Source organism: Asaia sp. SF2.1 (assembly GCF_000505765.1).
In the GTDB taxonomy this organism is placed as follows: Bacteria; Pseudomonadota; Alphaproteobacteria; order Acetobacterales; family Acetobacteraceae; genus Asaia; species Asaia bogorensis.
Window position 1 is genome coordinate 44821 of record NZ_AYXS01000006.1, and the last position, 7787, is coordinate 52607.

A 7787-nucleotide genomic window follows, 5' to 3' on the forward strand; every position below is an offset into this window, starting at 1 on the left:
GCTCAGAAAAAATTGTACGTCCGCCACAGATATATTGGACCGAGCCGTCCGCGAATACACAAATAAGCATGAAAAGCTAAACGCGGGCTTCATCCTGGCGAATACTCCCTCGCCCGCTCAGGCGATTAGACGGCGATATCTCCCAACCGATCGGGTAGTGACCGCAGCCTTGCTATTGAATTCTGGATGGGAGCCATCCGCAGGCGCAGAATTAATTTTTGTGGATGGGCAAGGCGAACTTGTAAGTATCCGTAGGCGCCCAGGGCGGCTTGTCGTATTCGCTGGCGACCTACCGTTCGGTATTGGCGGCGTTGGGGTGGATACAGAAGCACCTGCAATGACACTCATAATCGATTACGTGTAAAAGCCCTCGTGAAAGATCATAGCACCTACTCTGCGTTTTTTCCTGCGACGGCTACAGCAATGCTGTTATCGGGCCGGATATCAAAATAACGTGTCCGATCTGAAGGAAGACGCGCGGAGCAAGGAAAGCGTCTACTACCCAGACAATCTTCCTACAAAGGTAATGAGTGATGACTCTCGAAAGCATTCGCGTTGCGGTCAGTGAATCGGGCCTTTTACACTCGGAAGACGGCCAAAGACTTATCAGCAAGAGAGGAGGAACATTTGCGTGGATGTTCGACTTGAGGCCGGTCTTTCTGAACGCTGAAATAGTTAGAAATATTGCTTCGGAATTCTGGCGCCTTTTCGGAAAAGCCCGGCCATTTCAGTTAGCTGCCGTGGAAACGGCGGCAATACCTTTGATGACTGCGCTACAGTTGTATGCTCCCGTAGCTCGTCAGGGGGTAAATTGCGTCATAGTTCGAAAATCGCGCAAGCAAACTGGTACAGGTAAGATCATAGAGGGTAATTTGAACGATCTTCCCGTCGTGGTAGTTGATGATACCGTCAACTCATCAAAAAGTGCTGAATGGGCGCGTTCCGTATTAGAAAACCACGGGGGAAATGTTACTGACCTCTTCGTTATCATAGATTTTCAATCCAAAAGGTGCATCGATTGGAGAAAAAATTATCGAATAACAGTGTCGTCCCTTTTTTACCTAGCAGATTTTGAGCTTTCTATTGAGAAAGAAAACCTATTATCTGAGTCCCGCAAATATGAAATGGTTTGGAGGAATACTTCTATTTCTGGATATGCATACCATATGGTTCCAAAGTCGGCGCCGTTACTTCGAGATGGCATCATATACAGGGGCACTGACTGTGGCAGGATGCAGGCACTATGCGCTGAGACCGGAAAGCTGATTTGGCAGTTTACCGCTCCTGGAACGGAGCGCTCCAAAAAAGGCATATGGTCTTCCCCGGCTCTCCACGGTGATCGTCTATTCTTTGGCGCGTACAATGGAAATATCTACTGTCTAAGCAAGGTGACAGGCGAGGTATTATGGGAAAGTGAAGAGGGTGAGTGGGTGGGCGCATCTCCTTTAGTAGTAGAGGCGCATAACTTGGTTTACTTCGGTATTGAATATACGAATCCATCGTTCCACGGGTCACTCTGTGCTTACGACTGCGATAGCGGCGCAAAAATCTGGCATGTCCCAGTCGGGCGATTACAGCACGGGTCCGCTGTATATTGTGAAGAGGGAGATGCAGTTGTCTGGGGCAGCGCTGATCACGAGGTCTTAAGTCTCGATGCACTGACTGGGGTGATTTTGTGGAGATTTGCTACGCGACGCTCAGTCAAATGTGCACCGGCGGTGAATGAGAAACGCCAGTTGGCGGCATTCGCATCATTTGACTGCTCTATTTATCTTGTCTCGACAGTAGACGGTCGAAAAATTGGCGAATGGCCTACTGGTGGTGCCTGTTATACTACGCCACTATTTGTGGAAAACATAATATTCTGCGGATCCGGCGATGGGTACCTATATATAATCGACACGATTCAACGTGCTATCGTAAAGAAAATACACTTGGGGGGCAGAGTCTACAGCTCTCCAGTGCTCCATGACCGCAGCGTCTTCATAGGTTGCAATAATGGAACTATATATGAGATCGAAGTAAGCTCCCTTTCGATAATCGGCAGATTCCAACTGCCAGACGCGGTCACAAACAAAGTATCCGTCTCTCCGTGTGGGAATTATATCTATGCCACTACTTTTATGAACCATCTATTCTGTTATCGACGCGTACCTCAGGAAACATGCAAAAAACCCGAAACATCAATTCTAGGATACAATTCTGCCAAGCTTCTGAAAAATTCTTCGTGCGTCTCCAGCGCGAGATACAAATCAGAACGCGGAAAGATATTTTTCAAAAAGATTTCGCAGGATATCGATATTTCGTTTATTTATAAAGAGTTGATAAGCAACGAGAGTGCATGGTATGATAATATACGCAGACAAAAAAATATATCCGTACAGAGGGAAACGGAAAGTATTTTTTTAAGATCCGCCGACAGGCGTAAACTACCGTCCACAATCCCCACCGAAGACGTTCAGTTAAGTAAAGAGACACATGTCTCACGCAATTTTCCGACCACCATGGACTGGCTGAGCAATTTCGCCAAGCAACGCGACAAACGTCTGGCGCGGGCAATTATAGTACGATTAGCACCCGGTGGCAGAGTATATCCTCACGTGGATAACGGAAGCTATTATGCGACCCGAGACAGGTTTCATCTAGTCGTTAGTTCGCCGTCTGGAAGCAGCATGCAAGCGGCGGATGAGAGAGTTCGGATGTTCGAAGGAGAAGTTTGGTGGTTTGATAACAAGCAGGTTCACCACTCTGACAACCCGAGTGACTCCCACCGGATTCATGTCATATTCGACCTTGAGCCGCGCATACAAGCACATCAAAATGTCAGTTCTATATCGCAATGAACGACACTACCGAAAATCAACAGCAACATTCCCTAGACGCCGAGCTTATACCATACGCTCGATTTCGGGATAATCTCGGGACTATGGCGATCATACGGGAAGCTATGAGACGTGACATCAGTGTGACCGACACGGGTGCCCGCAGGATACTTCGTCTCAGTAAAAATCACCAACATGAGTTTATTGTTGGCACTATTACCAGCAAGACATCGCATATCGCCGTAGCGTTGTCTGATGATAAACACGCAACGAAAACCGTTTTATCCGCTGCTGGGCTTCCGGTATTAAAATCACGGCGCGTCCTCTCTTCTGATGAAGCAGTCGCAGCATGGAAAATTATTGGTAAGCCCGTTGTTATCAAACCTAATTCGGGATCCAGCGGCAGAGCCGTCGAAGTTAACCTTGATTCTGAGGTAGACATAAGAAAGGCATTTTCACATGCCAGAAAAATCTCGCGGACAGTGCTGGTCGAGAATTACCACTACGGGCGAGATTATAGATTACTGGTGATTGATCGCGTAGTGGTCGGTATCGTGGAGAAATATCCCGCCTTTGTGGTTGGCGATGGCTCTAGTAATATCGCCACTCTAATAGATCGGCTGAATAATGATGCCAAACGAGGGACCGGTTGCGAGCGACCAATGGCCAAGGTAGATCTAGATGACGTCCTTCGCACGTATCTCAACCGGCAAGGCTTCTTCCTACAATCCGTTCCCTTAAATGGCCAGCGCATTATTCTAAACGGGCTGGGTAGTGTTAGTAGAGGTGCAGTTACCATTGACCGCACGAATGGGGCGCACAAGGAGATTTGCGATCTTGCAGTCCAAGCCACAGGAGTGATCGGTCTCGATATCGCGGGGGTGGACATTGTAGCGTCGGATATTTCAATGCCTGCATCTTATTCAAAACCTTTCATCCTCGAAGTTAATTGCTCTCCAGGATTCAGGGCGCATCTCGTACCATCGGCTGGCGAGCCACGTTTCCCAGATCATGCGCTACTTGATTATCTCTTCCCTTGCTCGTCACGCGCCTCCTTGCATGTAATACCAGTTCCTGTCAGTTAGAATCCATGTGTTCATTGTCGTAGCCCGAGAGACATGATGCGCCACGAGACATGATCGACAACATGCGCCGCTTCCTCTTTCTCGAGAGGTTAAACGCCGCCACGTAGCCATCCCGGATGGCAACAGAGCCCGATCTGCCCAAGACGCAGACCAAAAATCACCCCGGAAGCCGTCAGTCAGAACGACAAAAGCCTGAAATCACCAGCCAGGTGCATCAACCAGCGGTTCTTCGATCACTCCATTTCATTCACGAGCGTAATTGCGCTCGGGCATCTTTCGCATGTCGACCTGACCTCATAGGGTCTTCCTGTATCCTCCCACGCGGCAGAACAAATTCAGGATATGAGCTGCAGGACAGGAAAAGAGTCAAAAAACCTGCCTGCAGCGCCTCGAATATTACCTAACCGATACGTTACATCAATCCCTCAGGTTTGTGTTCAGCTGGCCCAGCCCTGGTTTCCCTCGCGCGGTACTCGGTTAATAAGACCGCACTGCCCTTTTTTAAAAATCAGAAAAGAGAAAAACCTCCTGCTCATGATCCTGTGGAGTTGTGGTGTGTCGGGCGCGCTGTGGGCAGGGTAAAAGCCTGTCCATAGGGCGCACGTGCCCGCCCTGGCGGCACTCCACAAATCCACAGGACAGTCTCCCTGTCACCAGAATTCACTTGCTTTTGTCCCGCTTGTTCTCCTTATGTTCCTTCCCGAAAGGAGGAGCACATGGACAACACCGCACTCGACACATTGCGCAGGCGCATCCGGCAGATCGAGCGACGCGACCATACAGACCACACCCCTCTACGCCTGGAGACAGGCTATGACCCGATCGACCACCATCTCAATGGCGGTCTGGCGGGTGGCGCGCTGCATGAGTTCTTGATCGCTTCCCCGCTCGATCGCGGCAGCACGCTCGCCTTTCTTCTGCCTTGCCTGGCGCGCAGCGATCGCCCGGTTTTCTGGCTCGCCACACGCCCCTCCCAGCTTTTCGGAGCAGGGCTGGATGCCCTCGGCCTCGCACGGCGACGCCTTTTCTGCCTCGAGCTCGTTGTCGATCGGCTTCTGCCGGTTGCCGAGGATATCCTGCGTCACGCAGAGCCCATGATCCTGGTTGTCGAGACCGATCGCGCGCTCACCCTGACCGAAGCGCGCCGGCTCAACCTGGCCGCTGAGGCGACGGGCGCTACCGGATTCATCCTGCGCCAGAGCAAGGCGGGGGTGGGTGCCGCTCACGAAGCCTGTGCCTGCGCCACCAGATGGCAGATCACCGCCCAGCCGTCGCGCCCGCTGCCTCTGCCCGGTCTCGCGCTCCCTCTCCCCGGCCCGCGCCGTCTGTCGGCCGACCTCCTGAAACTGCGTGCGGGGCTCCCCAGACGCTGGATCCTCGATTGCCCCGACCATGAGCCGATTCCTCGCTCTCTGGATGCCCTTCTTCTCGACCGAGCAGCTACGCCGCGAGAACTGCGCGCTTTATCCGGCTTCACGCAAGCTGGTGCTGCACGCCACTGAGGGCAACAGGCGTGTCGTGACGGCAGTCGATGCATCCGCCTGCCGCGCCGGGATCGGGGCCGGCATGACGCTCGCCCATGCGAGGGCGCTCGATCCGGATCTGCTCGTCATTGCGCATGACAGGGAACAGGACCGCGAGGCGCTCGCCCGCCTGACCGCCTGGGGTCTATGGATGTCACCGCTTGTAGCCGCCGACGCGCCAGATGGGCTTTTCGCCGATTTATCGGGCTGCACTCATCTGTTTGGAGGCGAAACCGCCTTTCTCGAGCGGCTTTGTGCCGATCTGCGCAGTTTTGGACACAACGCCTTTGTCTGCATCAGCGATAATGCGGCCGCCTCTCGCGCGATCGCCCGATCGGGACAGACGGCAATCATTGCACCTGGCGCGCATAAGGCAGCCCTGCGCGCCCTGCCCTGCAAATCCCTGCCGATCGACGAGGCTCTGGCACTGCGCCTCAAGCGCCTCGGCCTGGAGACAATCGGAGCCTGCTTCGACCTGCCACGCGCGCCCCTGGCCAAGCGTTTTGGGAGCGCCTTTCTCGACTGCCTCGATCAGGCTGCCGGCCTGCGCCCCATGCCCCTGTCATTCGTGCAGGAACGTATCGGCGTGCAATGCGCCCGCTCCCTGTTCGAGCCGATCGGCACGGCGGAAGCGATCGCAACAGTGATCGAGGCCCTCGTGCCCGGGATCTGTGCGCAGCTCCTCGAGCGCGGGGAAGGCGCAAGGCTCGTCGATTTCTTGTGTACGCGTGTCGATAACACGATCCAGGCGGTGCGTGTGGGCACATCCGACGCCACCTGCGATCCCGCCCGTCTGATCCGCCTGCTCTGCGACCAGATCCCGCAGATCGAGCCGGGGTTTGGCATCGAGGCGGTGCAGCTCGTCATCGTGCAATCTGCGCCCATCCGCCAGCACGAAACCGCCCTGCCCGGCTATGGCGAGACGCACAGCACCTGGCCGGCAACGCTGCTCGATCGTCTGGCGAATGCGCCGGGGCTGATTTCCCTCGCGCGGCTGCATCGGATCGACGCCGCCTGGCCTGAAAAATCACGGCATCTCAGCCTGCAAGGACCGGTCGACCGGGAGTGCCACCCGGAGACTGCTCCCCGCCCGGTCGTTCTGCTCGATCGCGCTATCCCGATCGAGGTAACAGCCCTCCTCCCCGATGGAGCCCCGCGTCAGTTTCGGCTCGGCCATGCGCTGCATCGTATCGTCTGTGCCGAGGGGCCGAAGCGAATTGCTGGCGCCTGGTGGCAGGATCCGGCTGCGTTCGGGATCACGCGCGATTACTGGACGATCGAGACGGAGAAAGGGCAGCGCCTGTGGCTGTATCGCCTGGGAGATGGTGTCCATGACTGGACCGGTCCGGGCCAGTGGCATCTGCAGGGAATGTTCTGATGACGCAGCCCGTCGATCCCCTGCTGAACGCCCGGCCCGAAGAGCTTGCCGACGCCCTGCAGCATGGGTTGCGCTATGACGGCAGGCGGCGTGTCCATGATGCCGATGAGTTCATGGCCCGTCTGGTCGCCGAGCGCCTGGTCGCGCATCTGCTGCGCTGCGGCTTCGTGCTCATGCGTCGCCCCGCACCGGGTGCGCCCGATAGCAGCCGCCACCCTCACCCGCATCGCCGGATCGAGGACAAGGACCGGCCATGACCCAGACCCCAATCGTCGAGCTGGGGACGCTCTCGGCCTTCTCCTTCCTGCGGGGCGCAAGCCTGCCCGAGGAAATGATGGCCCAGGCCGCGCATCTCGGCTTTGAGACAATCGGCCTTGCCGACTGGCACGGTATATCGGGTGTGGTCCGCGCGCATCGGGCAGCGAAAGAAGTCGGAATCCGGCTGATACCAGGAACGCGCTTCACCCTGTCGGATGGCAGCGTGCTACTTGCCTACCCGATCGACCGCACCGGCTGGGGCTGGCTGTGCAAGCTTCTCACACTCGGTCATTACCGGGGAGAGCGCGGGGTCTTCGCGCTCGACTGGTCGGATCTGAAACAGGCGGCCGATCATCTCGTCCTTATCCTGCTGCCCGGGATCGCGATCGAGACGACGCGCCTGCAGATCGAGGCGCTTTGCGCGATCTCGCCCGCTCGCGCAAAGCGCTATCTCGGCCTCGTCTATCGGCGCGAGGCCTATGCCTGGCGCTGGCTGCATGGCTTGCAGGCCCTGGGGGTGCAAACGGGGATCGAGACCGTCATGACCGGCGATGTCCGGCTGCACGATCCGAAACGTCATCTCCTGCTCGATGTGCTGACCGCCATCCATACGAACACCACCCTTGATGCGCTTGGCCCCGAGCGCATGGCCTGTCCGGATCTCGTCCTGCGCGGCCCTGACGAACAGCGCAGTCTTTTTGCCGCCTTCCCCGAGGCTCTG

The 7787-nt window shown here is 55.8% G+C and carries 6 protein-coding genes; all 6 read left to right on the plus strand.

Going from position 1 to position 7787, the window contains the following annotated elements:
- The first annotated feature begins 533 nt into the window (after positions 1–533).
- On the plus strand, positions 534–2843 hold the full coding sequence (locus P792_RS36485; protein ID WP_161630817.1) for a PQQ-binding-like beta-propeller repeat protein: 2310 nt from the start codon (positions 534–536) through the stop codon (positions 2841–2843).
- Between the two features lie 104 nt (positions 2844–2947).
- On the plus strand, positions 2948–3907 hold the full coding sequence (locus tag P792_RS36970; protein WP_161630818.1) for an acetate--CoA ligase family protein: 960 nt from the start codon (positions 2948–2950) through the stop codon (positions 3905–3907).
- A 716-nt stretch (positions 3908–4623) separates the two neighbouring features.
- Positions 4624–5409, plus strand: coding sequence for an ImuA family protein (locus P792_RS24760; protein ID WP_023977979.1), 786 nt, complete (start codon positions 4624–4626; stop codon positions 5407–5409).
- Positions 5300–6808 (plus strand): DNA polymerase Y family protein, encoded by a 1509-nt coding sequence (locus P792_RS24765; RefSeq protein WP_031240217.1) that lies wholly within the window; start codon positions 5300–5302, stop codon positions 6806–6808. The genes P792_RS24760 and P792_RS24765 overlap by 110 nt, the downstream gene beginning before the upstream one ends.
- Positions 6808–7065, plus strand: a complete 258-nt coding sequence (locus tag P792_RS24770) for a hypothetical protein (RefSeq protein WP_023977981.1) — start codon at positions 6808–6810, stop codon at positions 7063–7065. The genes P792_RS24765 and P792_RS24770 overlap by 1 nt, the downstream gene beginning before the upstream one ends.
- Positions 7062–7787 (plus strand): PHP domain-containing protein (locus P792_RS36490; protein ID WP_031240218.1); only part of this gene is annotated, 726 nt, incomplete at its 3' end. The genes P792_RS24770 and P792_RS36490, both read left to right, overlap by 4 nt.